General features: G+C 39.1%; 28 protein-coding genes and 1 rRNA gene. 1 reads left to right on the top strand and 28 read right to left on the bottom strand.

Annotated features, from left to right (window positions below; genetic code table 11):
* The 27 genes from AAA071_RS08875 to ylxM form a co-directional block, all read right to left on the bottom strand.
* Nucleotides 1–110 (bottom strand): 16S ribosomal RNA (locus tag AAA071_RS08875); the annotation flags it as partial.
* A gap of 467 nt (nucleotides 111–577) precedes the next feature.
* Nucleotides 578–1753 carry an MFS transporter gene (locus tag AAA071_RS08870; RefSeq protein ID WP_287519105.1) on the bottom strand — a complete coding sequence of 392 codons (1176 nt, stop codon included), beginning with the start codon at nucleotides 1751–1753 and terminating at the stop codon, nucleotides 578–580.
* Nucleotides 1754–1981: 228 nt separating this feature from the next.
* Nucleotides 1982–2875, bottom strand: a complete 894-nt coding sequence (gene secF, locus AAA071_RS08865) for a protein translocase subunit SecF (RefSeq protein ID WP_004695602.1) — start codon at nucleotides 2873–2875, stop codon at nucleotides 1982–1984.
* Nucleotides 2872–4146 carry a protein translocase subunit SecD gene (gene secD, locus AAA071_RS08860; RefSeq protein WP_287526595.1) on the bottom strand — a complete coding sequence of 425 codons (1275 nt, stop codon included), beginning with the start codon at nucleotides 4144–4146 and terminating at the stop codon, nucleotides 2872–2874. The genes secF and secD overlap by 4 nt, the downstream gene beginning before the upstream one ends.
* A gap of 18 nt (nucleotides 4147–4164) precedes the next feature.
* Nucleotides 4165–4731 carry a 5-formyltetrahydrofolate cyclo-ligase gene (locus tag AAA071_RS08855; RefSeq protein ID WP_287519130.1) on the bottom strand — a complete coding sequence of 189 codons (567 nt, stop codon included), beginning with the start codon at nucleotides 4729–4731 and terminating at the stop codon, nucleotides 4165–4167.
* Entirely contained in the window at nucleotides 4731–5021 is a 291-nt protein-coding gene (gene yajC / locus AAA071_RS08850; protein WP_004695596.1) for a preprotein translocase subunit YajC, read from the bottom strand. Before yajC ends, AAA071_RS08855 begins: the two co-directional genes overlap by 1 nt.
* A gap of 77 nt (nucleotides 5022–5098) precedes the next feature.
* The gene (tgt, locus tag AAA071_RS08845) at nucleotides 5099–6214 is read right to left on the bottom strand and encodes a tRNA guanosine(34) transglycosylase Tgt (RefSeq protein ID WP_287519132.1); all 1116 of its coding nucleotides are present in this window, start codon (nucleotides 6212–6214) and stop codon (nucleotides 5099–5101) included.
* Between the two features lie 8 nt (nucleotides 6215–6222).
* On the bottom strand, nucleotides 6223–7248 hold the full coding sequence (gene queA, locus AAA071_RS08840; protein ID WP_287519134.1) for a tRNA preQ1(34) S-adenosylmethionine ribosyltransferase-isomerase QueA: 1026 nt from the start codon (nucleotides 7246–7248) through the stop codon (nucleotides 6223–6225).
* An 11-nt stretch (nucleotides 7249–7259) separates the two neighbouring features.
* Entirely contained in the window at nucleotides 7260–9050 is a 1791-nt protein-coding gene (locus AAA071_RS08835; protein WP_270279350.1) for a SpoIID/LytB domain-containing protein, read from the bottom strand.
* 2 nt (nucleotides 9051–9052) lie between these two features.
* Nucleotides 9053–10057, bottom strand: a complete 1005-nt coding sequence (gene ruvB / locus AAA071_RS08830) for a Holliday junction branch migration DNA helicase RuvB (protein WP_004695590.1) — start codon at nucleotides 10055–10057, stop codon at nucleotides 9053–9055.
* A 2-nt stretch (nucleotides 10058–10059) separates the two neighbouring features.
* Nucleotides 10060–10668: a Holliday junction branch migration protein RuvA gene (ruvA, locus tag AAA071_RS08825; RefSeq protein ID WP_021147925.1), complete on the bottom strand. Its 609-nt coding sequence runs from the start codon at nucleotides 10666–10668 to the stop codon at nucleotides 10060–10062.
* Complete coding sequence (ruvC, locus tag AAA071_RS08820) at nucleotides 10668–11162, bottom strand: crossover junction endodeoxyribonuclease RuvC (RefSeq protein WP_004695586.1); 495 nt, start codon at nucleotides 11160–11162, stop codon at nucleotides 10668–10670. The genes ruvA and ruvC overlap by 1 nt, the downstream gene beginning before the upstream one ends.
* Nucleotides 11163–11365: 203 nt before the next feature.
* Nucleotides 11366–12103 (bottom strand): YebC/PmpR family DNA-binding transcriptional regulator, encoded by a 738-nt coding sequence (locus AAA071_RS08815; RefSeq protein ID WP_205112920.1) that lies wholly within the window; start codon nucleotides 12101–12103, stop codon nucleotides 11366–11368.
* Nucleotides 12104–12112: 9 nt separating this feature from the next.
* A complete protein-coding gene (locus tag AAA071_RS08810; RefSeq protein WP_004698468.1) occupies nucleotides 12113–12685 on the bottom strand; it encodes an RNA methyltransferase in 573 nt (190 codons plus the stop codon).
* A 58-nt stretch (nucleotides 12686–12743) separates the two neighbouring features.
* Complete coding sequence (locus AAA071_RS08805) at nucleotides 12744–13304, bottom strand: hypothetical protein (protein WP_008603403.1); 561 nt, start codon at nucleotides 13302–13304, stop codon at nucleotides 12744–12746.
* Between the two features lie 11 nt (nucleotides 13305–13315).
* The gene (locus AAA071_RS08800; protein ID WP_227037957.1) at nucleotides 13316–13747 is read right to left on the bottom strand and encodes a DUF350 domain-containing protein; all 432 of its coding nucleotides are present in this window, start codon (nucleotides 13745–13747) and stop codon (nucleotides 13316–13318) included.
* Nucleotides 13748–13757: 10 nt separating this feature from the next.
* On the bottom strand, nucleotides 13758–14828 hold the full coding sequence (locus tag AAA071_RS08795) for a hypothetical protein (protein ID WP_287533394.1): 1071 nt from the start codon (nucleotides 14826–14828) through the stop codon (nucleotides 13758–13760).
* A 102-nt stretch (nucleotides 14829–14930) separates the two neighbouring features.
* Entirely contained in the window at nucleotides 14931–16238 is a 1308-nt protein-coding gene (locus tag AAA071_RS08790) for a glutathionylspermidine synthase family protein (RefSeq protein WP_287519138.1), read from the bottom strand.
* 14 nt (nucleotides 16239–16252) lie between these two features.
* Complete coding sequence (locus AAA071_RS08785) at nucleotides 16253–16825, bottom strand: hypothetical protein (RefSeq protein ID WP_349234140.1); 573 nt, start codon at nucleotides 16823–16825, stop codon at nucleotides 16253–16255.
* Between the two features lie 44 nt (nucleotides 16826–16869).
* The gene (locus AAA071_RS08780) at nucleotides 16870–17916 is read right to left on the bottom strand and encodes a DUF4178 domain-containing protein (protein WP_316581748.1); all 1047 of its coding nucleotides are present in this window, start codon (nucleotides 17914–17916) and stop codon (nucleotides 16870–16872) included.
* The gene (trmD, locus tag AAA071_RS08775) at nucleotides 17913–18728 is read right to left on the bottom strand and encodes a tRNA (guanosine(37)-N1)-methyltransferase TrmD (protein ID WP_287518700.1); all 816 of its coding nucleotides are present in this window, start codon (nucleotides 18726–18728) and stop codon (nucleotides 17913–17915) included. Before trmD ends, AAA071_RS08780 begins: the two co-directional genes overlap by 4 nt.
* Nucleotides 18729–18848: 120 nt before the next feature.
* Nucleotides 18849–19346, bottom strand: coding sequence for a ribosome maturation factor RimM (gene rimM / locus AAA071_RS08770; protein WP_004698509.1), 498 nt, complete (start codon nucleotides 19344–19346; stop codon nucleotides 18849–18851).
* Nucleotides 19346–19753 (bottom strand): YlqD family protein, encoded by a 408-nt coding sequence (locus tag AAA071_RS08765; protein ID WP_004695569.1) that lies wholly within the window; start codon nucleotides 19751–19753, stop codon nucleotides 19346–19348. The genes rimM and AAA071_RS08765 overlap by 1 nt, the downstream gene beginning before the upstream one ends.
* A gap of 14 nt (nucleotides 19754–19767) precedes the next feature.
* Nucleotides 19768–19995, bottom strand: a complete 228-nt coding sequence (locus tag AAA071_RS08760; RefSeq protein ID WP_004695567.1) for a KH domain-containing protein — start codon at nucleotides 19993–19995, stop codon at nucleotides 19768–19770.
* A gap of 21 nt (nucleotides 19996–20016) precedes the next feature.
* Nucleotides 20017–20280, bottom strand: a complete 264-nt coding sequence (gene rpsP, locus AAA071_RS08755; protein WP_004695565.1) for a 30S ribosomal protein S16 — start codon at nucleotides 20278–20280, stop codon at nucleotides 20017–20019.
* 60 nt (nucleotides 20281–20340) lie between these two features.
* The gene (gene ffh, locus AAA071_RS08750; RefSeq protein WP_012864101.1) at nucleotides 20341–21693 is read right to left on the bottom strand and encodes a signal recognition particle protein; all 1353 of its coding nucleotides are present in this window, start codon (nucleotides 21691–21693) and stop codon (nucleotides 20341–20343) included.
* Nucleotides 21683–22018 carry a YlxM family DNA-binding protein gene (gene ylxM, locus AAA071_RS08745; RefSeq protein WP_004698456.1) on the bottom strand — a complete coding sequence of 112 codons (336 nt, stop codon included), beginning with the start codon at nucleotides 22016–22018 and terminating at the stop codon, nucleotides 21683–21685. The genes ffh and ylxM overlap by 11 nt, the downstream gene beginning before the upstream one ends.
* 299 nt (nucleotides 22019–22317) lie before the next feature.
* Here ylxM and AAA071_RS08740 point away from each other — a divergent pair, with 299 nt between their 5' ends.
* Entirely contained in the window at nucleotides 22318–23643 is a 1326-nt protein-coding gene (locus tag AAA071_RS08740) for an FAD-containing oxidoreductase (protein ID WP_060919895.1), read from the top strand.
* 188 nt (nucleotides 23644–23831) lie between these two features.
* Here AAA071_RS08740 and AAA071_RS08735 read toward each other — a convergent pair whose 3' ends face one another.
* The gene (locus AAA071_RS08735; protein WP_008603416.1) at nucleotides 23832–24359 is read right to left on the bottom strand and encodes an ECF transporter S component; all 528 of its coding nucleotides are present in this window, start codon (nucleotides 24357–24359) and stop codon (nucleotides 23832–23834) included.
* Nucleotides 24360–24501: the final 142 nt, after the last annotated feature.

The raw sequence follows: 24501 nt of genomic DNA, 5'->3' as shown, positions 1-24501 counted from the left end.
GTTCGCCACTAAGATTGATAGAAGCAAGCTTCCATCGCTCTTCGTTCGACTTGCATGTGTTAAGCACGCCGCCAGCGTTCGTCCTGAGCCAGGATCAAACTCTCCAAGATATCTTGAAGCTATTTGATATTTGAATAGCTCATTATTTGTTGTCGCTACCATTAAGTAGCTTTGAATTATGGTTGGTTTTGACTTTGTCAAAACCCGCACTCTGGCATATGTTCAATCATTTTGATTGATTACCTATCATTGTTCAGTTTTCAAAGATCTGTACCAGTCTACACACTCTTTCTTCGAAGTGTTTCATCAACTGGCGACTTGATTATTCTATCAAGTCCAGCTCATTCCGTCAAGTGCTTTTTTTAACTTCTAAGAAGTTTTTCATACTTATCATTTGAGCTGTGTCCTAATGACTTGTATAAGTATAGCATAAATATAATAAACGTCAATATATAAAATTGTTATCCCCAAATTTTCATCTTGCCTTCATTATTTTTATTGCATCCTATACATAATATCTCATTAGAAGCCATTTTAACTTGTTAAATATTTATTTACCCAATTTTACCTTAAACAACTATAGTTCTAAAGGAGTATATCTTTTTACCCATATATGATACAAAGCAAGCGCTATCACCATAACCAATGCAGTGAACATATATAAATATTGATAGCCCCACGCACTAGCTAATACTGCAAGTATAACTGATCCAGCGCCAACACTTATATCTAATGCTAAAAAATATGTTGCTGTTGATACACCCGCACGCTCAATAGGAGCTGATTGTATAGCCAGCGCTTGAAATGCAGGTTGTGCTGCACCATAGCCTAACCCCAACAACGGAGCGGTGAATAGAATAGCTAATGGGGTTATAGCTAATCCCAATACAAATAAGCCTAGTATAAATAATCCTAATCCTGTATAGATAATAATTTTTGAACCATATCGAGCATATACTTTTCCTACTATAGGTCGACTAATAATAATCATCAACGCAAAAATAGCAAAGAAAGCACTTCCCCATATTCCTGCCCCCATGCTATTAAGTTCTATGGGTATAAAAACTAAAACACCAGAATAAGTAAAACCAATAAATAAGCCCATTAAAGCCCAAGGTAAACTTTTATTTTCTATAAACTGGGAAATATGCCAACCTTTATATTTTGATTGTTTAGGTAATGCTAACTCCTTAGATAGGGGAATAATATTACTTAAGACCATGGCCAATCCAGTCATAACCGTTAAAAATATATACAATGCCATACTACCGTATGACGATAAAGCATATAGACCGATAGCAGGTCCTAAAACCATTGCTATATTTGAAAAGATAGCAAACATATTAACCCCCTCACCTTTTCGATTAGGAGGTAATACTAATACTGCTAAAGTAGCCATCACAGTTGTTCCAAGGGCAAACACAACACCATGTAACCCACGTAGTACAAAAACAGCCTCTAAGGAGGTAGTAAAATTAAATAATCCCATAATAATGAAAAACAAGGCTGTTGATATTAATAGAACAATACGCTTATTAAAACCATCTATTAATCGTCCTGCAAAAATCCTACATAAAATTGTACCAATTTGAAAATATGTCATCGCTAAGCCCGCATCAAGATCGCTGCCACTCAGTTCAGACGTGATTACAATTGGCAATGCCGCTACGAGAACATATTGAGTCATATATAAAATACCACTACTAATACCATAATTAGTAAAAGCAGGGCTCCATAATCTATTTGAATCCATATTTGTATCTCCTTTTATATCGTGTCGCCTAGCCATTTTACGCCTCTATCTTATGGAATTCAAGAACAAGCCTCTTTAAATTTTGTATAGTTAAAAATGAATATTATCTGTAATATACCTATACCGTTTTACATAATAAAAGATGGCAAAATAAAAGAACCTCTCTAAAAATAAATCAAGAGAGGTTCTTATACTTTAATCATTAACACAATAATAATTTATAACTTATTATTGATTACGTACGTCATTTTTATTGCGGCTCTTCCACATAACCCACAAGGATGTAGCTACACAGATAGAGGAGTACGCACCGCTAGCAAAGCCGATGATCATACAAAGAGCAAAGTTCTTTGTAGTATCTCCACCAAATAAATAAAGGGATACACAGGCAAACATAACTGTTGCCAATGTATAGAAACTACGATGAATACTTTGTGTAATAGATGCATTCGCAAGATCTGCAAATGTATCAGAACGCTTGTGAGTATGCGTATTTTCTCGAACACGGTCAAAGATAACTACAGATTCATTCATGGAATAACCTACAACCGTAAGAATGGCAGCTAAGAAGGATGCATCAATCTCTAATTGGAAATAAGAGAAAACACCAAGAACCATAATCAAGTCATGAAAAATGGCAACTAAAGCAGAAATGGCAACCTTATATTCAAAACGATAAGAAATATATAGAGCTAATGCTGCGAATGCTATAACAAGATTTAATAACGCATGTTCTGTAACTTCAGAGCCAATTACAGCACCTACAGTTTCAATACGTTTAACTGTATTGTTACCAATAGATTTAGTCAAAGAATCAACAACAGCTGCACTTTCACTAGACTCAAGATTACGTGTACGAATCATTACGTCTTCGCCAGCTGTATCACCAGTAGTATCACCGGAAAGCTGAATTTGTGCATTTTCAAGATTATATTCTTTTAGAACGTCACGAACTTGACTAACCTCTACAGGTTGATCAAATACAACTTCAACAATAGTACCACCAGTATAATCAATACCAAAGTTAAACCCTTTAGTAAATATGGAAATTAAGCTGATAATAACGAGTGTGGAGGAAATAGCAAACCACCAACGATGATGTTTAATTACGTCTAATGTCATTTGCGTTTACCTCCTTTCAAAGATTTAGGTGCAAATGCGTCAGCACTTGTGCTTGGAGAGATATTCGCACCAAACCAGAATGGATGGTTCGTAAAGTTACAGTCAATAAGTAAGCGCAACAAGAAATGACTCACCGTAATCGCTGTAAACATACTTACAACAACGCCTACGCCTAAGCTGATAGCGAAGCCTTTTACAGGGCCAGAGCCTAAAATAGTTAAGATACCAGCTGTAATAATAACGGATACGTTCGCATCTGTAATTGTGGCTAACGCACGGCTAAAGCCTGCTTCCATAGCAACACGCATAGATTTGCCGGAAAATACCTCTTCCTTAAAACGTTCAAAGATAAGAATATTCGCATCTACCGCAACACCCATGGATAAGATAATACCAGCAATACCTGGCAATGTCATAGTCGCATTAAAGCCCTTGCCCAACACGAGTAATAAGAGCATAACATATACAAGTAATGCTATATTAGCTACGATGCCAGAAAAACGATATAAGATAACCAAGAAAATCATGATCATTGCAATACCAGCACTGAAGGCTACAACAGATTTATCCTTGGAGTCTTGCCCCAAAGAAGGACCTACTGTACGCACTTCCAATACATTAATTTTAACAGGCAATGCACCGGAACGTAATAAAATAGCTAAGTCTTTAGCTTCTTCTAAACTTTGACTACCAGAAATAGTGGCTTTACCACCTGTAATTGCTTGTTGTACTACAGGATTAGTCAATTCTTTACCATCCAATGTAATGGCAATACGACGACCAATATTTTTAGATGTTAAATCAGCAAACTTCTTAGCACCTTCATCACTTAATTCAATAGCAACGAGTGGTTGTTTATTTTGACCTAACTCTTCTTTAGCATCTTTTAAGTCATCACCAGTCATAACGGTTTGACCTTGGTCGTTTTTAAATTCCAAGACCGCTGTTTTACCGATACGTTTAATTGCTTCGTCAGGGTCTTTTACACCTGGCAATTCAATGATAATACGACGAGCACCTTCACGTTGTACCAATGGTTCAGATAAACCCATTTCATTAATACGACGTTCTAAGATTTGCTTCGCCCGTTCCACTGCATCATTGTCAGCTTTACCAGTCGCAGAGTCCTCTGCTTCCAATACGATATGCGTACCACCTTGCAAGTCTAGGCCTTGTTTCAAAGAGCCTGCTAATGGTTGAATAAAATACGCAAATAATCCAATGATGGCAGCAATGACTACTAAAAACTTGATAATAGCTTTACCGTTCAAAATAGTTGCTCCCTTCTGCTATACACAATGTATAATGCCTTGCTCTGTCACAATTTTACTCATTCGTTGGTCTAATGCTTCCATTGGGATTGGTGTCTCCCATAATTGTATAGTCCAACATACGCCCATAAATGTACTTGGTGAAAGTTCCTTGAGAAATCGATCATAATACCCATTCCCCATTCCCATGCGACCACCTTGACGGTCAAAGCCAGCACCAGGCACTAAAATCAAATCCAAGTCACACGGATCAATAATATCGTATGGCTCAGCGGGAATACGTATATTTAACACACCCCGAGTGATAGATTCTAGAGACTTAAGACGAACTGCAATCATAGTCGTCTTGTCAGTACATACTGGAACATATACAGATTTATCATGTTCTAAAGCATGACGAATCACATCGTCTAAATCAGCCTCTTTAGGCATCGCCAAATAGGCCATAATGTTTTTTGCCGATATATACTCAGGACTATTAACGATTTGATTCGTCAACATCGGCGTCCACGACCTACAATCAGCAACGGATAAAGCAGCACGCTGAGACTTACACGCCTGGCGCACTGCTTCCTTTGTATTCATTATTTTTCTTCCTTGTTTTTCTTAGACAGTACATTAGCAACTGCTGTACGAGCAAATGTTAATTCAACTTTTTCAGATACCTGTACCTTGACTTTTTCATCATCAAGTTCAACAATTTCGCCATAAATACCACCAATAGTAACAATTTTTTGGCCTTTTTTTAAGCTACCTAACAAGCTAGCACGCTCTTTTTGTTGTTTCTTTTGTGGACGCCACAATAAAAAATAAAAAATCACTACCATTAACAAAATAGGCCAGCTAGTTTGCAAGATTTGTTGAATATCTCCCATGTTATCCTCCTAGGTTAATAAATATGTATTTCTTTTCTAGTATAGCCACCTAATATAAATTTGACTAGACTTAATTACTATTTTTTAAAACTATCCCAAAATTGCATTCTAAATTGCGGGAACCGATCTTCTAAGATAGCTTGTCTCATTTGACGCATAAACTCTAATAAGAAATAGAGATTATGATATGTTACAAGGCGTAATGCCAAAATCTCTTCTGCCTTATATAAGTGACGAATATATGCACGGGAATAATTTTTACATGTATAACATTGGCAACCTTCTTCTAAAGGACCCCAATCATGAGCAAATTGAGCATTTCGAATATTAAGACGACCATTCCAGGTCATGGCCATCCCATTTCGAGCTACACGAGTTGGATATACACAATCAAACATATCAACTCCACGTGCTACACCTTCTACCAGACAATCTGCGGTGCCAACGCCCATCAAATAACGAGCCTTGTTAGTTGGCAATAATGGCGTAGTATATTCTAAGATTTCATTCATTAAATCATGAGGTTCCCCAACGGATAAACCGCCGATGCTATAACCTTCAAAATCCATAGCTACAAGTTCTTCCGCACTTTGCTTGCGCAAGTCTTTGTACATGCCACCTTGAACGATACCAAACATGCCTTGGCGGTCATGAGCTTTACGAGCCTCTTGGCAACGATGCGCCCAACGTGTTGTACGCGCCGTAGAGCGTTTCGCATAATCATGATCCGCAGGATACGGAATACATTCGTCAAAAGCCATCGCAATATCAGAACCTAATTGCTCTTGTACCTTTGTAGCCACTTCAGGAGATAGAAACTGTTTTGATCCATCAATGTGGGATCTAAATGTAACACCATCCTCAGTAATTTTGCGCATATCGCCTAAACTAAATACTTGGAATCCACCACTATCAGTAAGAATCGCTTGATCCCAATTCATAAATTTATGTAAGCCCCCAGCCTCTTCTACAAGCTCCGGCCCTGGGCGAAGAAATAAATGATAGGTATTACTCAAAATAACTTGAGAACCCATAGCCTTTAGTTCTTCTGGTGTCATAGTTTTAACTGTCGCTTGCGTGCCTACAGGCATAAACATCGGTGTTTGGAAGGTACCATGTGGCGTATGCAATAAACCTGCTCGTGCCCCCGTATGAGGACATGTCTTTTGTAATTCATAAGTAATACTCGGCATAGTCCCTCCTAACGTATAAACATAGCATCGCCGAAGCTAAAGAAACGATAACGTTCACGTACAGCTTCTTCGTAGGCCACCAAACAGTGTTCACGACCAGCTAGTGCACTAATCAGCATTAACAATGTAGATTGAGGCAAGTGAAAATTCGTTACCAACGCATCAATCATCTTAAATTTATAGCCAGGATAGATAAAAATTTGAGTCCAACCACTCATACCTTGTAATACCCCATCATCATTCGTAGCAGACTCAAGAGTACGCACCGATGTAGTACCTACGGCAATGATACGAGACCCTTTTTGTTTGGCTGCATTGATTCGATCCGCCGTATCTTGAGGTACAACAAAGAACTCACTATGCATTTCGTGGTCTTCAATAGTCTCTGCCGATACAGGTCTAAAAGTGCCAAGTCCAACATGTAAGGTTACAAACTCAAGCTCTACACCTTTAGCTTTAATCTTTTCTAAGAGGTCAGGTGTAAAGTGAAGTCCTGCAGTTGGTGCCGCAGCAGAGCCTTTCTCCTTAGCATATACCGTTTGATAACGATCTTTATCTTCTAACTTTTCATGAATGTATGGAGGTAATGGCATTTCACCAATTTCTTGAATCACATCATCAAACACACCGTTGCATGTGAACTGAATGATACGGCCTCCAAAATCTGTTTTATCTATAATAACTCCACTTAGGCGGTCATCAAACTCTATAACTTGCCCGATAGGACATTTTTTCCCCGGTTTAACAAGGCATTCCCATCGATTTTCACCACATGGTGTAAGTAGAAGTACCTCCACCTTGCCACCAGAACCTTGACGATGTCCATATAATCTCGCAGGGATAACCTTTGTATTATTAAATACAAGCACATCTCCTTCATGAAGCTCTTCTAATAAATCATAAAAATGTCCTTTATGTTTAACTTCACCACTTACCTTATCTAAGGTTAAAAGCCGTGCTGTATCACGAGGTTCTACAGGATGCTGAGCAATCAGTTCCTCTGGCAATTCATAATCAAAATCTGTAACTTTCATCGTAATCCTTATTAGTACATTTTCTTCAATGTAATGCCACTATAGTAGTGACGCAAAATAGTTTGGTAATAATTTGTATCTCCAGGATTAGCGCGCTTTGCCATTTCCGCAGCGCCCCATTGAGACATACCAAGGCCATGACCCCAACCGTGGCCTTTAATATAAACAGTATCATTCTTGCCAGTAAAGCTATGATAAGCCTTACCCGTGCCTTTAGCAGGATTGTGATTTACATAGAAATCAAACAATGTAGATTTTAAACCTAAAATGCTACGTAGTGCATCACCATCTACAGTAGTTTTTCCAGAGGTACCTATGAAAGTAGCACTCTTTATACGACCTGATACACCGCGGTCGTATGTTTGTTGCCCAGGCTTACCAAGCGGGGTCAACTGAATGCTCTTCAATTTACCTACCCCTTTACTTGCCGCATTAAGTTTACTTTCAAGAGCTTGACGAGAGGTAGTGACAGTCCAATTCGATGTAGATGTACCAGTACTAAAGTCTTTTACCCCTTTTAAGTATGGCACATCACTGCCCCAAACATTTACACTATCCTCTGTATAGCCACCTCCATCGGAATGGAACAAGGCATTAATAGGACGTTGATCATAAAGCATAACTATGCCTTTAGTTTTATTTACAGCATTTGTGGTAGCTTGAGATTCACCACTCACACCACTGTATACTTGATGATCCGTGGAATTGCTCACATCATAAAATTTACCTTTATTTTGTTCCATCGTATGAAGAGCATAGGTGCGAGCTGCTACGGCTTGCGCTTCTAATGCAGCAGCCGGCCAAGACGGTACTACCTCTTGTGGAACAACACCATACAGGTAATCCTCAAGAGGCACAGAGTTGATGATCATCATGGTTCCATTGTTGGCACGTAATGTGAGCCCACCACGATAACCTTTACCTTCGAACAAAAATGGTGCATCACTATTCGCAGGCTTCAATGTAACCACACTATCAATAGTCTTTCCATTTACAGCAATCTTGCCGCCGCGAACGCCAATAGATGTACCACGATTAGCACTGATTGTGCTAACTTGACCATTACCGCTGTTCAACACAACCATATTAGCTGTAGATGTAACAGTAGCATCAGAGCTACGACTACCTAGTAGAACACGTACATTTGGCATGTTTTCTTTGCGTTCTGTAGCAGGCGTCACTACGGAGCCCACTTTGTTGCGAGTAATAACTGCTGTATTGGCTTGAATGCTATTCGCATCCGTTGTTTTTACTACCTTTTTAGTAGCAGTTTTTTCAGTAGCTCTCTTTTTTACTACAGGCTTTTCATCAGTAACTGCAGGTTTAGCAATTGGCTTCGAAGTACCAGAAGCCGCAGGTTTTATAGTCGTTGTAGCTTTACCTGTAGTGGCTGATTTCGTAGCTGTTGCATTAGTACTAGATTTCGCAGTACTAGTTGATTTTGTTGCACTAACTGGTTTAGCCGGCGTTACCGGCTTTGTAGATGTAGCAGGCTTTGCTACACTAACCGGTTTTGCACTAGGTTTAGCCATCGTAGATGCAGCAGTTGACTTAGAAACCGTTTTAGTTATTGTAACCGGCTTTGCAGCTGGTTTAGTAGCAAGTGGACGAAAACTAGATTTCTTCGTCGTATTTACTTTCGATACAGTTGTATTAGATACTGTTAATTTTGGCGTTGGCTTTTTCGTTACCACTGCACCTTTATTTTGCAGCGTCGCTCCATGTGCTATAGAAGCACCGCCAATGTTTACACCTAAAAACAAAGTGGCCATTATCATCAATTGTAATCGTTTTGTTTTCATTATTATTTCCCTGTCTGTGAAATACCTAAATGCTCATAGGCTAATTTAGTAGCAACCCTCCCACGCGGTGTGCGTCCTAAAAATCCTAATTGCATCAAATATGGTTCATACACATCTTCGATGGTATCTCTCTCTTCGCTGATGGCCGCCGCAATGGTATCAATTCCTACAGGACCGCCATCATATTTTTCAATAATACATTCCAACACACGTCGATCAATTCGATCAAGTCCCATTTTATCTACATATAAACGTTGTAATGCTTCATCTGCAATTTCTTGAGTGATAACCCCATCACCAATGACTTGTGCAAAGTCGCGTACCCGTTTAAGCAGACGATTTGCGATACGCGGTGTTCCTCGTGAACGACGCGCAATTTCGCTTGCCCCAGTTGGCACAATACCAATATTAAGTATCTCTGCGGCGCGAGACACAATAAACTCTAACTCTGGTTGTTTATAATATTCCAACCGATTAATAATACCAAATCGGTCCCGTAACGGTGCCGCCAAAGCACCCGCTCGAGTCGTGGCACCTACCAAAGTAAATTTTGGCAAGTCAATGCGCACAGTTCGAGCACTTGGACCCTTACCGATGATAATATCAATAGCATAGTCTTCCATAGCAGAGTACAACACTTCCTCTACACTACGAGACAAGCGATGAATTTCATCGATAAATAATACATCATGGTCGTCCAAATTTGTTAATATTGCAGCTAAGTCACCAGACTTTTCAATAGCCGGACCAGAAGTTATACGAAAATTAACACCCAATTCATTTGCAATAATCCCTGCTAATGTTGTCTTGCCAAGACCTGGAGGCCCATAGAGCAGCACGTGATCCAATGCTTCACCACGCTGTTTTGCCGCTTGAATATACACATTTAGATTACCTTTAGCCTCTTCTTGACCTACATACTCATTAAAAAGCTTAGGTCGAAGGCTATATTGCCATATATCCTCTTCGTGCTCGCCATTGCCGACAAGGCGTACTTCCTCATTCATCCTTATCGTCCTTTCCCAAGCTCAATTAAGCTGACTTTTATCAACTCAGATACATCACGCTTACCATCATCTAAAGACTCTACAATATCTGCTACATCCCGTTCCAAGTATCCTAAGGATACGAGGGCTTCAATGGCTTCTCCTACAGCACCGTTTGCAGCAACGCCAACAGGCTGAATAGTCGCAGACGATTCCGTAGAAATATGTGTCATCTTAGCGATTTTATCCTTTAACTCTAAAACAAGTCGCTCCGCAGACTTCTTACCAATGCCAGGTAACTTAGTTAATTGCTGTACCTGCCCATTGATAATCGCTAATTTGAAAGCCTCAGGTGTCATGCCTGACAAGATGCCAAGCCCCACCTTGGGCCCGATACCAGAAACAGAAATGAGGAGTATAAACAACTCATATTCTTCTTCCGTCCAAAAGCCATAAAGTTGCATCGCATCCTCTCGTACATTAAGATACGTGAATAGCGTCGCCTCATGGCCCTCTATCAGCTGTTGACGCGTAGTGGTCGGCACATATACGCGATACCCTACGCCATGTACATCAACATAGCACGATTCTTTAAAAAGATGTGTTACGATACCTCGCACATACCCTATCATTATACCAACCTCTTTAATCTATCATTGTGAGAACTATGAGCCGTACAGATAGCAACAGCTAATGCATCTGCCGTATCATCAGGCTTAATTTTCTCACGAATCCCCAAAATATTCATCGTCATATAAATGACCTGATTCTTATCAGCTTTACCATAACCTGTGACAGCTTGTTTAATTTGTAATGGTGTATATTCATAAATAGGAATCCGTTGTTGTTCAGCAGCCAATAAAATAACACCACGTGCTTGCCCTACCTTAATGGCTGTTGTTACATTGCGGTTAAAAAATAATTCCTCCACACCGAACTTATCAGGCCTATATTCCTCCAATAAATCACTAAGATCATTAAATAGAATTTCCAGTCGCTGTGAATCAGTTAATTCCTTAGGAGTTGTAATAGCCCCATAGGCTACTGGTGTTAGTTTGCTACCCTTCACGTCAATAATGCCGTATCCGCATATAGCCGTACCTGGGTCAATTCCTATAATGCGCACCCCAACCCCCTTAGTTTAAAAATGAGATAAGCTACCGCCTACCTCCATTACATAATCTATTTTATTATAGCATAATTTCACATCGAAGTTCATGAATTCCCCTATGAATTATATATTAGACATATTAATTTTCTTAACTTTAATAAATATCCGAGTTTAATTTCAATAGAAAAGGAGCACCCCATAGAGTGCCCCGTTTATTATTATTCTTCTTCATCGTCCGGCAAAATACCATTATGATATACGTTTTGTACATCATCAAGATCATCCAATACGTCAAGCATTTTCTGCATTTTCACAGCATCATCACCAGTCAACTCAATCGTTGTATCTGGAATCATCGTGATTTTAGCTACTACAGTTTCGATACCCGCATCAGCAAGCGCTGCTTCTACCGCATCAAAATCCTCTGGTGTTGTATAAATTTCAAATACATCATCTTCAGACTTAAGGTCTTCTGCTCCAGCTTCAAGAGCTAGCATAGTTACATCATCTTCATCATGACCGTCTTTATCGATAACAAATACGCCTTTAGATTTGAACATCCAGCCTACACAGCCGCTTTCACCAAGGTTACCACCTTGTTTAGAAAAAGCATGGCGCACATCTGCAGCAGCACGGTTACGGTTATCTGTCATAACTTCAACGGTAACTGCAACACCTGCAGGGCCATAACCTTCGTATACGATTTCTTCGTATGCGTTCATGTCCGTAGCCCCGATACCTTTATCGATAGCACGTTGAATGTTATCCTTAGGGATATTATTTTCACGAGCTTTTTGCAAAGCCAATTTCAAACGCATATTACCAGTTGGATCTGCACCACCCATGCGTGCTGCAACGGTAATTTCACGACCGATTTTTGTAGCCAATTTAGCTTTTAATGCATCGGTTTTACCTTTTTTATGTTTAATATTTGCCCATTTAGAATGTCCTGACATAGACGCCTCCTATTTATTCCACCATGCTTCGCCCCGCAGCCGATCTAAGATGATTGATACGGCACTACGCACGGATAAATGATTGTATTCACCATGGCCATATATAGGTTCTAAAATATAGTCAAAGCTTTCCATCGTTTCTTTTGTCATACCATAACCGGTACCAAATAATACTAACACAGGGCGCCCCTCATTTTCAAGATGTTCACGCATCCGTGCATAGGAAATCGTATTATCGTAGGTACGAGCATCTGTTGTAGCTACAATAGGTTTTATACCTTCTATGTCTTCAATTGTTCGCACCGCTACCGCAATTGAGTTTACCAATTCTACACCTGTAAAAGCATCCTTACGATCTGGATTGTAAGTAGAGCCAAATCCAGATTTCCAATGTTCCATGATAGTACGCACCAACTCACGCTGCGCAGGTATATTGTGAATCACAAAATATTTAGACACATCATAAGTAATAGATGCTCGTGCAATATCATGAATATCATAATTTGTAATGGCCGTCGTAATGACCTCTTTATGCTTGTTCATAATCGGATAATGAACAAGTCCGATATATAAATTAGCCAATACTATATCTCCTAAATTCTAAACTAACCTTCATTGACATACATTGCCATCATATCCATTACGAAGCACTAGACCGTGCGCCAGCACTACCAAATCCAGACTTCTGTCCTATGGAAGACGCCTTTTTACTTCTATTGCGTTCATAAGTTCTATAAAAGCTCCGCCCCATAGCGCTATGTACATTCGACCCTGATGCGGTATATACATAGGGCTCCTCATACGTTTGTAATGGTGCTGCTATGCGATATGTCATGGTTCGTCCATCCATGCGTGCAGTAGGTGGATTAAAACCGTGAAATATATAATATCCTGCAGCAATACTTGGTAAGAGCCCTGCTAGCCCCGCATCCCACACCAAATTGCCACTATTATCTCGGTGAAAGGTAACGGATCGATTATCGTCGTATAAGGCTGTTTCTTTACCATCACCATGATTTAATAAAGAATATCGGTTTCCTTGGTTATCCTTTAATCGAACCTCCCCTTCATTTGCTTCTGGGTAAACCTTGTCGCACACAGCATAGGAGATATCATTCCAGTAGGAATATACACCTACAAGACCAGCAACGGCAGCGAAAGCACCTGTAAGGTATATGGTTTTCTTACTTGGCTTATACATAGAACACTCCCTTAGTGCACAGCACCGCTAATAACAAGGGCAAGACCTACGAAGATGCCAAACACAAGAATGCCTGCCGCTGTATTACCACGTATAATTTCTTCGGACAATTTATATTTACGATGCCAAATATTGATAAACATATAGCCTGTCACAAATAATATAATACCAAGCACAGCATATATAACACTGGCTACGATACCATGTAACAAGGAAGTATCAGCTGTAGTCACGGCTGGTGACATGATAACAGCGCGCAAAATTTCACCGATACCGATAAATGATCCCGCTGAAAGCCACGCCACAGCACAATTACCACGCTTAATTTCTTCACTAAATTTACCAGGTACGAAGAAATCGATAACCGTATTCGCCGTTAACATCAGTATAATGCCAAAGCAAGCATAAAAAATTGTCAATAATACATCTGGTATATAAATCATAATAAGCCTCCTAATAATATAATTTTGTATTGGATGTGTTTCCAGAATTAGTAGTAGGATACAATCGTTCGCGTCCCGCATTATCCCCTAGGCGAACCATGGTCGCATAGTTATCGAGTATATGAGAGCTGATTAATGTACGATCAATAATTTTCCAATCCTCTTGTGTCAATTTTGATTGTTCACATACCTTAACCCTAGTTTGTCCATCCGTATTAGTGATGATATACACCAAGTCCCCAGAATAAAATACAATAACTTCATGTCCCTCTTCTAAGTTGTCCCGCTCATTCTTAATATCACCATTCACAGAATCAATCAAGTCTAATGCGGTGCTAACAGGATCTAGTGTAGACGTGTATACATAGTCGCTATCCGAATCTGTTTTTGTATAATATGCAGATGTGTCATGCATATATTCTTTTGCCGTATAAGGCACTCCAAACATAGCGCGTATACTATGCCAAGACAAATCATTGTCCGACCAAAACAGAAATAGTAAAAAAAGTACAGTATACCCCACACCAACAGCAATAGATCCAAACCTTTTTTTCATAAATTTGTTACGCATCTTTTGCTTAATGGCTTGAGCGGCTGCATCATTACAAAGGCGAATATTCACTAAAGGCACTCTTGACCCTTCGGCAAATATTTTTTCACCTTCAAACCACTGTTCTTCAAAGAATACACTAGCACCACCCTCACATGGTAGCTGATATTCTCTATATCCAGCGCGATCACCTATTGAGGCACCACTTTCACCATCAACGTTGACAACCTTTTCTAATCCGATTTGATGTAATGTAAAATCTTTCCCCGGCCGTGTATGAAAAGATGTTCTAGATACGGTACACCATTCATTATCATTATACTCAATGGTTAACCATATCTTATCAATTCCCTCAACAGCCTCCAGTCCATATTCATGCCAATAATCACCTGGCGATTTTGTCATAGACGGCTGGCCCCTATAGGATTGTTCCTTATCTGCTTTTGGAATAATCTCTATGTATTTAATTTTCTCAGTGATTACATAGCGGCTGCCATGAACCTCTAAGACATCATAACAATTAAACTCCATACGCACCCTCGCTAAAATAGACATAATCACGACTGCTGCTAAATACACCTATTATCATTCGTTTGCCCATACTATATGGTCACAAATTTCATAATATTTCGCTTACTCTATTAATAATGGTACAAAGTATGCTTCTGTACCAGCTATCTCTTCCGGAGAAAAACGGCATCCTACCGCGGAAGCTTGATCACCAAGCATAAAACAGGATAAGGTTAAAAATCCATCTTTCTCTCCACAATCCACTGTATGAGTAAAACGTTTCTGCTGTATAAAGTCTTGATACATAACCTTTTTACTGTCGCGACAGATGATATCGTCATAGTTATCAACTAGCTTTTCCATGTAAAGCTCAGATGTATCACCACGCTTTTGAACAACTTGTACATGTCGTCCTTCACGGCCCCAAATCTCCTTTTGAATATAAAGGTCATCATCAAGAGCAGAAAAATCATTTTCAAAATAGGATGGTGCCAAATAACGCTCGATGATATCTCGATCTGGTTTCGTAAAAAATTGATCTGTTAAATACAATGCATATACTAAGGACATAAAGGATTTATTTTGTAAAATAATTGACTCTGGAGGATTAAAAAGAGCAAATGTATTATCCTCGTAAAGATCTAAGAACATCTCACCCAAAGGTTCATCATCAGGTGTCCGCTCATCAATCAAAAGCTCCATGGGATGTAATCGATACAATAGAGTCGCATGACTACCATCTGCTAAAGGAATGCCATCATCATCAATCTTCATATCATAAAAAGATATAAAGCGCGTGTCAGCCTCAGGACAGGCCGTTTTTAGCTCATTCATAAGAAACTGTGTTGTTCCGTAATCTTCAAAATAATCATGAAAGCAGGAGAATACAAAGGGATCCTTAGGTAGTCTTTCTCTATTTGCCAGCATAGACTTATATTGATTTCTACCATACTTAGTAGATAAAACAGCATCATACATGCGCTTTAAAAAAGTATGTAATTCTTTTCGGCATTCTGTATTAGGATGTTTTCGTCCTACATAATTAGCTGCAACTTCATTGGCATAATAGCTCTCAATAAGAAAACATGGCGTATCCGCATTAAGTTCTACCATGCGCAAATTGCCATTTACATCGAGAACAAAATCAAAACGAGATAACCACGTTGGTAAACCTAAGGCATTAGACTTATGTAAGTAAGGAATTAAATTGTCTGGCATATCCATATTTCGAGCAAAGTCATCTGGTGCCATTTGAAATACTTTTGCAGCTTTACAAAATATTTGAAATAATCTACGTGAAGCATGACGAATTTCATCGTAAAAGTCGGATGAAAAGGCCTGCATAGACAATGACGGATACCGATCATCATAGCCTTCATATTCCACGAAATTAAATATATTTCTATCAAGCTCATCAATATAGGATTTCATTGTTCATCCTTTCATTAAGAGGCACCGCTCGAAGTTCGAGCCCCTACACTACCAAAGCCATACTTTTCACCAATTCTATGTGCCCGACTACTCGTTTTAGTATTGTAACGATTTCTAGTCATCTCATTAATAGTCTTAGCCACTCTTGCACTATTAGATTTGCTAGCGCCTGTATTTGCATCAAAAGATGTAAGTGGCGATGTAGCACGATAGGTCATACTGGGTGCATCCATATATGCCGTTGGAGCTGAAAAGCCATGGAACGCATAGTAACCTACCGCCAAAGTTGGAATCAAACTGGCTAAGCCTGCATCCCATATAATATTGCCTTTCTCATCACGATGAAAGGTAACAGATTTTTCTGCATCATCATAGAGCGCAGTTTCTTTTCCATCACCGTGATTAATCAAGGTATAGCTTTTACCTTCATCATCAACGAGCCGTACTTCACCATTATTTAATTCTGGTTTGACCACATCACATAGAGCATAGCTAACATCGTCCCAATACAAATAAGCGCCTACTAGAGCTGCTATAGATGTAAAGGCTATGGCTATGTAAACAGTATTCTTACTTGGTTCATACATATAATATTCCTTCGTTTGATTTCGTAACTGAAATCAATACTATATCAATCTTTTATTATATTTGATAACGTCTTACGACCCTGCTTATTCTTTAACTCCACCATATACGCATATCGTAACAATATTTCACTGTCATTTCTAATAGTCGCTATACGCCTATCCTCCGAATCTGACAAGTTTTTTAATTGCCCCACTTCAACATACGTAGTGCCATTAACCACACTAATAACAGATACATCTTTAGTCGTATAAATGACAATCCACTGCTCAGGGGACTTAGTATCTTGTTTAATGGTATAAACCTTGCCATACACAGCATCGATAAGATCGATAGCCGTTGCATTTGGATCTTGCTTTGACGTATATACCATCAAACCGTCTTTTGTACCTTGCAGTTCATAATAATAGGAATCTTTAATGCGCTCTTCCATGGTATATGGGAATCCTACTTCATCACGCAATTCATGCCAAGACATATCTCCTATAAACAAGTATCCAAAAAAGAATAAAATGATTCCCCAACTCAGACCCAATCGTGTCCATTCTTTTCTCCTCGCTGCATTACGAATCTTTTTACTCACTGCTTGAGCAGCCTGATCTCGCCGTCGATGTACATCAGACAAACGAATCCGCTCACCTTGAGCCTGATCCGTCAAACCACCATGCCAGTCCTCAATAAAGAATACATAGGTTTTATCCTTTTTAATTGATCTATATTCTTTATAATCTGCTTCGTCGCCACTTCTAGCCTTTGATTGCCCCTCCACAGCTACGACACGTTCTATACCTTTATCATGTAGTCTATATCCTGCAGGAGGGGTTGAACGTAAAACTGTTTCAGAAAAAGTGCAATATTCTTTTTCACCGTTTACAATGGTAAGCCATTTTTTATCCGTCCCATTAACGGGCATAAGACCATATTCGGTCCAAGACTGAGCTCCTTTGGAAACACCTAGTTCTTTTTTATAATTTTCATCATTAAGATCATAACGTATTTTTTTATCAACGATAAACTCTTGATAAGAAATGACCTCCCCGACTACATATCGTTTTCCCTGAATCTCTACAACATCATAACACTTAAATTTCATATCCTAGACTCTTCTGCAACAATTTCTTTTAACAGTTTAACTTCCTCTTTTGTTAATGATCGTTCTAATAAGTCAGGCCGTAATAATCGTGTTCTTTTTAGTGCTTCCTTTTGACGCCATGCAGCAATATTTTTATGATGACCACTACGCAATACATCTGGAACAGTCCAACCTCTAAATTCTGGTGGTTTTGTATATTGTGGGCATTCTAAAAGTGACTCATAAAAAGAATCCTCTTGTGCCCCACTAGCCGCACCTAATACACCAGGTATCATGCGAGCCACTGCATCAGTAACTACCATAGCTGGCAACTCACCACCGGTCAATACATAATCACCAATAGAAATCGTTTCATCTACAAGATGTTTCTCTACGCGATAATCTACACCTTCATAATGACCACAAATAAGGATCACTTGATCATAGCTAGCCAATTCACGAGCCTTCTCCTGTGTGAAAGGCTGTCCTGTAGGTCCCATAAAGATAATACGACGTCGTATACTTTCATTAGGATTACCAATAAGACTCATTTCATCACACATCTCATCTGTGGTATAAATATCATTAATATCACTATCATATTGAGCAATAACGGATTCTACGGCTTCAAAAATAGGAGGTGCCATCATAAGCATACCAGCCCCACCACCATATGGTGTATCATCTACTTGGCCATGCTTATTATGGCTAAAATCTCGAGGATTCGTTACACCCACAGATAGACGTTCTGTCTCAATAGCTCGTTTTATGATGGAATGATTAAAAAACGCATCAAAAAAATCTGGAAATAAAGATACAATATCAATACGCATAAACCGTCCCCTGTACTTATTAACTCACATTAACCCATTAGTATTATCTATATATAGCTATATTATATAACTTTTACGCTAATATACCTATATGTAGATAAAACAAAACCGCCCAAAGGATTATATCCATTCAGGCGGATCTACGATCATCAATTTATTTTCCACATCGATGTCTTTAACGACCTCTTCAATGGCTGCAAATAATTGATCTGGTTCCCCATCTTTGGAGACCACATATACATCATTAGCACCAGGTTGTAATACATCAGTAACTGTGCCAAGCACGTTACCCATAGTATCTTGTACCTCAAGACCAATGATATCAAAAATATAGTAACGACCTTCTGGCAATTCCACTAAATCTTCACGACGAACTTGAATTGCTTTCTTACTGAATAGTTCAGCCGTATTGCGATCAGGAATTTCCTTAAAAGATGCTAAAACAAATTGCTTGTGAAATCGTGCGGATGCAACGTGGTATTCTTTACCATCGATGTAACAGGCATCCATATGCATAAACCGTTCTGGAAAATCGGTTTGAGGCATAATACGAAGATCACCCCGCACACCGTGCGGGGCGATGATAACACCTATTGTGATGAAATCGTTATGCTTCATTATTGACGAAACGCAACGATCTTACCGTCTTCTAATAGGATTTCAGCGCCCATCAAGGCATCCAAATTATCCCCGATTTTAACGGTAACTGTTTGCTCTAATGTACCTTGAGGAATTTCAGTTCCTAAAGACAACTCCTTAGCATCCTTCAATTTAGCTGTTACTTCTTCTTTGAAAGCCAAGCGTTTATTTTTTTCTTCGTCGATTTGTTGACGAATAGCAGTAAGACTTGTAGCATCAACTTTAGCTGCATCAGCCAAAATACGTTGGGCTTGAAACTCAATTGCTTCCAAATCTTTATTTACCATATCAAGGCGAGTTTCAAGATCGGATACAATTTTCGCTTTCAAGTCGTCTGTTACTTTTGCTTTTACTGCTACAGGGACACGTAATGTCATTTCTTCCATTGGAATACTCCCTTTTAGACAATATCAACAGATATCTTTTTGTTCTCTTTAATAGCCGCCGCTTTCACCACAGAGCGAATCGCTTTAGCAATTCTACCTTGCTTTCCGATGACTTTACCCATATCCTCTGGGGCTACATGAAGTTCGTAAACTTCCACATTCCCCTTTTGGACCATGGTAACAGAAACGGCATCAGGCTGCTTCACTAATGATTTCGCAATTAATGAAATTAATTCTATCATCACAGTATGCCTCTCTATTAATTACTTTTTAGCGTCTGCAAATTTTTGCATAACGCCTTGTTTTTTGAACAAGGAGCGAACAGTGTCAGTAGGCTGAGCACCTTTAGCTAACCAAGCCAAAGCTTTTTCTTCGTCTACATTAACGATAGCTGGTTGTTTAGTAGCATCATATTGACCAATTGTGTCAACAGGACGACCTTCACGTGGAGCACGTGCGTCAGCAACTACGATACGGTAGAAAGGAGCTTTTTTAGCACCTAAACGAGTCAAACGAATTTTTAACATTGTGAAATTCACCTCCTTATACTGATGTGGATGGACAAGTTCAGCGCCCCTGCCCATGTATTACATAAACGGCAATTTAGGCATTCCAGGGAAACCGCCCTTACCGCCACGTAAACCTTGCATGCGCTTCATCATCTTCCGCGCTTCTTCAAATTGTTTCAACAAGCGATTTACATCTTGAACCTGTGTACCAGAACCTAATGCAATACGCTTGCGGCGAGAACCATTAAGAATACTTGGATTTTCTCGCTCTGCCGCCGTCATGGATGTAATGATAGCCTCAATACGACGCACCTCTTTACTATTCAAATCAAGGTCCTTTAATTGGTCCTTAATTTGCCCCATACCTGGCAACATGCCAATAATATTTTGTAATGGCCCTAACTTTCTCACCTGGTTCATCTGTTTTAAGAAGTCATCCAAAGTGAAATTGTTTTTAGCCATTTTCTTTGCCATTTCACGAGCTTCTTCTTCATCGATGGCACCTTGAACATTTTCAATCAACGTTTTAAAGTCGCCCAAATCTAGGATACGAGAAGCCATGCGATCTGGATAGAATACATCGAAACCATCCATTTTTTCGCTCACACCAGTGAACTTGATTGGCAAGCCTGTTACAGCTTTGATAGATAATGCAGCACCACCGCGCGCATCACCATCAAGTTTAGTAAGGATAACACCATCAACACCTAATTTTTCATTAAATGTTTGCGCTGTTGTTACCGCATCTTGACCGATCATAGAATCTACAACGAGTAGAATTTCATGAGGTCGAACAGCAGCTTTGATATTGGACAACTCATCCATGAGGACTTCATCAATTGCCAAACGACCTGCTGTATCGATAATAACAACATCTTTCAACATATGCGTGCTTTGCTCTACGGCACGACGCGCAATATCTACTGGATTTGCACCAGGTGTTTCATCCGAAAATACTGGAATATCAATTTGCTTACCTACAACTTGCAACTGAGTAATCGCAGCTGGACGATATACGTCGGCAGCGACAAGCATCGGACGTTTACCTTGTTTGCGTAAGTATACAGCTAGTTTACCAGCTGTTGTGGTTTTACCAGCACCTTGCAAACCAACGAGCATAATAATTGTTGGTGGCTTGCTAGAAATCATGATACGACTTTGTGTACCACCTAAGAGAGCCGTTAACTCATCATTTACGATTTTAATAACCGTTTGAGCTGGATTCAAGGAACCGAACACCTCTTCACCGAGGGCCTTTTCCTTAATGGACTTAACAAAGTCCTTCGCTACCATAAAATTAACGTCCGCTTCTAATAGAGCCGTACGTACCTGACGCAACGCAAGATTGACATCATCTTCTGTAATTTTGCCCTTCCCCTTTAAGGATTGAAAGGCTTCTTGCAGTTTTTCTGACAAGCTATCAAATGCCATAATATCCCTCCATTTGCGCCAATACTTGTTGCACCTTAGTTTCGGACAACACCTCTTTAGGCAATGTTGCTTTCAACTGTGAAAGCAAGCCTTCCCGTTGTTCATATTGTGCCACCAAGTGCAATTTTGATTCGTAATCATTTAAAATGTGTCGAGCACGCTGTAAATTATCGTGTACAGCCTGTCGTGATACGCCTAATTCCTCAGCAATCTCGCCAAGGGACATATCATCTTCGTGGTGAAGTTGTAAGGACATGCGTTGCTTGTCCGTCAACAATGGCCCATAGAAATCTAAGAGCAAACTTATGAGCACTCGTTCTTCCATTTCGCCACCTCCATCACTGTCAAGTCATATTACTTTACATATACTACCGTACATAAAGAAATGTGTCAAGTAGAAATACTTAACACACTTAATTTATTGATATAATCACAGATATACAAGCTATCTCATCCCCTTTAACAAAAAACCAATAAACTAATTGACTACCTTAACATAATCATTCTAGACAAATTTAATTCATAATCAATGCTAATTAATTCTAATTTCTACTTTTATATTTATAATAATATGCTATAATATCAATATCTAATATTTTCAATATAAAAGATAGGAGGTATTGTATGAATACCAAACAATATGACATTATCGTCTTAGGTTTCGGCAAAGCTGGTAAAACCTTAGCCGCAAAATTTGGCTCTATGGGCAAATCTGTAGCCATGATTGAAGAAAATCCTCTAATGTACGGTGGTACATGTATTAATATCGCATGTATCCCTACTAAGACGATGATCATTGCCGCATCAAAAGGCTTATCATACGATCAAGTATTAAACCAACGTGAAGTTGTCACATCTCGCTTACGCAATAAAAACTTCGGTATGTTAGATACAAATGAACATGTCGATGTCTATACTGGGCATGGTGCATTTATTAGCAATAAAGAAATCGCCGTTACCGCTGGCGAGGATAAGATTATATTATCTGCTGACACTATCGTTATAAACACTGGTGCTGTAGCGATTAAACCTAATATTTCTGGCATTGATACGGCTATAGGTTTCTATAATAGTACAGAAATTCAACAATTACCTACTCAACCTAGTACATTAGGTGTTATCGGCGCTGGTCCTATCGGTCTTGAATTTGCCAGCCTATATGCAAAACTTGGTGCTAAGGTAACTGTATTCAACATCGAATCTAGCATCTTAAAACGCGAAGAACCTATCGTTCAAGAACTAGCTAACGAGTACTTAACTGAACAAGGCATTACCATTCTTAATAATGTAACATTAGAATCTGTATCCAATGATGGAGACAAACCAGTTATCACCGCTAATAATCAAAACTACACTTTTGATGCTGTTCTATACGCTACAGGTCGCAAAGCCAATACGGCTAATATTGGTTTAGAACATACGGACATCGCTACTAACGAACGCGGTGCTATTGTAGTTAATGATACTTGTGAAAGCTCCGTCCCTGGTGTATACGCAGTCGGTGATGTAAACGGTGGTCCTCAATTCACATATATATCTCTTGATGACTTCCGTATCGTATTTGGCGCACTTACTGGTAACAGCCAGTATACCTTAAAAGATCGTAAAAATATTCCTTATACTACCTTCTTAACACCTCCACTTTCTCGTGTAGGTCTTACAGAAGAAGATGCAATCAACCAAGGATATACGGTTAAAACGAAAGAAATGCTCGTAGCTACCATGCCTAGAGCACATGTAAACGACTATTTAAAAGGCGCCTTTAAAATTGTTGTGGATGCGGATAACGACTTAATCCTGGGCGCTACACTCTATTCCCAAGGCGCAGAAGAATTGATTAACTTAATTAAAATGGCTATGGATAATAACATTCCATATACATATTTCAAAAATCAAATCTTCACACACCCTACAATGGCAGAAAACTTAAACGACCTTTGTAATTTCTAATAATTTAATAGCTAATACAATCACTAATTATAAAATAATAACCTAACCAAAAAGCCTTTAGACGCTAAACTAATTTAGCAACTAAAGGCTTTTGTATTTATCGATATGATAGTTTATTTATCAATGTATCAGATTATTATAGCTTTTTTAGAAGTGCCTAACTAAAACATGCTAAGACATTGTAGCAATTAATTTTTAGTAAACAATCTGCGCACTATCGTTTGTAATTTAGGGGTTAATACAATAGCAACCACAATTCCTGCGGCACTTGTAATCAAAGAGTATTGAATTTTACTAGCCGCCACGACCGCACTTTCAAGAACGAACCACCACGCAAGGAAGTAGCCAAAAGCGGTCCAAACAGCACCAATAATAAGGGCTACTAAAATACGACCAAAGGATGCAGTTGGTTTTGTAATAGAGGGTGGCAAATAGCCTGCAGTCATACCACCTACGATAAGTCCTGCAATTCCTTTAATAAAGAAAGAGAATACGATGTACTGTGTATGACCACCAAAGAGATCAAATAGTGCAGATCCAATTGCCGCACCCAAGCCTCCATATAATCCACCAAAAAGTATAGATGTTGTAAAGAGTGCAGCCGATCCTAAATGAACCATAGCGCCACCTGGTATTTCAATGCGAATTGTAGTAGCCACTGCACATAACGCGGCAATAAAACCAATATAGACAATGTCTCGAGTACTTAATTTCATAATCATGAACCTCTCTTTTAAATCAATTACTATATTCAGTATAACAAATCATAAGCCGTCTAAAAACACCATTATCGTAGGAATTAAATATTCATTTCACGTCTCAATATAAGATATAAATATATACTTAACTATATGTCTG

Origin of the sequence: Veillonella parvula (assembly GCF_040097785.1) — a bacterium.
In the GTDB taxonomy this organism is placed as follows: Bacteria; Bacillota; Negativicutes; order Veillonellales; family Veillonellaceae; genus Veillonella; species Veillonella parvula_D.
The sequence above is the reverse complement of the archived record's forward strand: the minus strand, read 5'-3'. Positions and strand labels throughout refer to the sequence as shown.

Excerpts from the sequence above, each read along its gene's own strand:
- AAA071_RS08870 (WP_287519105.1), bottom strand. The coding sequence starts at position 1,753 with ATGGATTCAAATAGATTATGGAGCCCTGCTTTTACTAATTATGGTATT.
- secF (WP_004695602.1), bottom strand. The coding sequence starts at position 2,875 with ATGACATTAGACGTAATTAAACATCATCGTTGGTGGTTTGCTATTTCC.
- AAA071_RS08855 (WP_287519130.1), bottom strand. The coding sequence starts at position 4,731 with ATGAATACAAAGGAAGCAGTGCGCCAGGCGTGTAAGTCTCAGCGTGCT.
- yajC (WP_004695596.1), bottom strand. The coding sequence starts at position 5,021 with ATGGGAGATATTCAACAAATCTTGCAAACTAGCTGGCCTATTTTGTTA.
- tgt (WP_287519132.1), bottom strand. The coding sequence starts at position 6,214 with ATGCCGAGTATTACTTATGAATTACAAAAGACATGTCCTCATACGGGG.
- queA (WP_287519134.1), bottom strand. The coding sequence starts at position 7,248 with ATGAAAGTTACAGATTTTGATTATGAATTGCCAGAGGAACTGATTGCT.
- AAA071_RS08835 (WP_270279350.1), bottom strand. The coding sequence starts at position 9,050 with ATGAAAACAAAACGATTACAATTGATGATAATGGCCACTTTGTTTTTA.
- ruvB (WP_004695590.1), bottom strand. The coding sequence starts at position 10,057 with ATGAATGAGGAAGTACGCCTTGTCGGCAATGGCGAGCACGAAGAGGAT.
- ruvA (WP_021147925.1), bottom strand. The coding sequence starts at position 10,668 with ATGATAGGGTATGTGCGAGGTATCGTAACACATCTTTTTAAAGAATCG.
- AAA071_RS08815 (WP_205112920.1), bottom strand. The coding sequence starts at position 12,103 with ATGTCAGGACATTCTAAATGGGCAAATATTAAACATAAAAAAGGTAAA.
- AAA071_RS08805 (WP_008603403.1), bottom strand. The coding sequence starts at position 13,304 with ATGTATAAGCCAAGTAAGAAAACCATATACCTTACAGGTGCTTTCGCT.
- AAA071_RS08800 (WP_227037957.1), bottom strand. The coding sequence starts at position 13,747 with ATGATTTATATACCAGATGTATTATTGACAATTTTTTATGCTTGCTTT.
- AAA071_RS08795 (WP_287533394.1), bottom strand. The coding sequence starts at position 14,828 with ATGGAGTTTAATTGTTATGATGTCTTAGAGGTTCATGGCAGCCGCTAT.
- AAA071_RS08790 (WP_287519138.1), bottom strand. The coding sequence starts at position 16,238 with ATGAAATCCTATATTGATGAGCTTGATAGAAATATATTTAATTTCGTG.
- AAA071_RS08785 (WP_349234140.1), bottom strand. The coding sequence starts at position 16,825 with ATGTATGAACCAAGTAAGAATACTGTTTACATAGCCATAGCCTTTACA.
- AAA071_RS08780 (WP_316581748.1), bottom strand. The coding sequence starts at position 17,916 with ATGAAATTTAAGTGTTATGATGTTGTAGAGATTCAGGGAAAACGATAT.
- trmD (WP_287518700.1), bottom strand. The coding sequence starts at position 18,728 with ATGCGTATTGATATTGTATCTTTATTTCCAGATTTTTTTGATGCGTTT.
- rimM (WP_004698509.1), bottom strand. The coding sequence starts at position 19,346 with ATGAAGCATAACGATTTCATCACAATAGGTGTTATCATCGCCCCGCAC.
- AAA071_RS08765 (WP_004695569.1), bottom strand. The coding sequence starts at position 19,753 with ATGGAAGAAATGACATTACGTGTCCCTGTAGCAGTAAAAGCAAAAGTA.
- AAA071_RS08760 (WP_004695567.1), bottom strand. The coding sequence starts at position 19,995 with ATGATAGAATTAATTTCATTAATTGCGAAATCATTAGTGAAGCAGCCT.
- rpsP (WP_004695565.1), bottom strand. The coding sequence starts at position 20,280 with ATGTTAAAAATTCGTTTGACTCGTTTAGGTGCTAAAAAAGCTCCTTTC.
- ffh (WP_012864101.1), bottom strand. The coding sequence starts at position 21,693 with ATGGCATTTGATAGCTTGTCAGAAAAACTGCAAGAAGCCTTTCAATCC.
- ylxM (WP_004698456.1), bottom strand. The coding sequence starts at position 22,018 with ATGGAAGAACGAGTGCTCATAAGTTTGCTCTTAGATTTCTATGGGCCA.
- AAA071_RS08740 (WP_060919895.1), top strand. The coding sequence starts at position 22,318 with ATGAATACCAAACAATATGACATTATCGTCTTAGGTTTCGGCAAAGCT.
- AAA071_RS08735 (WP_008603416.1), bottom strand. The coding sequence starts at position 24,359 with ATGAAATTAAGTACTCGAGACATTGTCTATATTGGTTTTATTGCCGCG.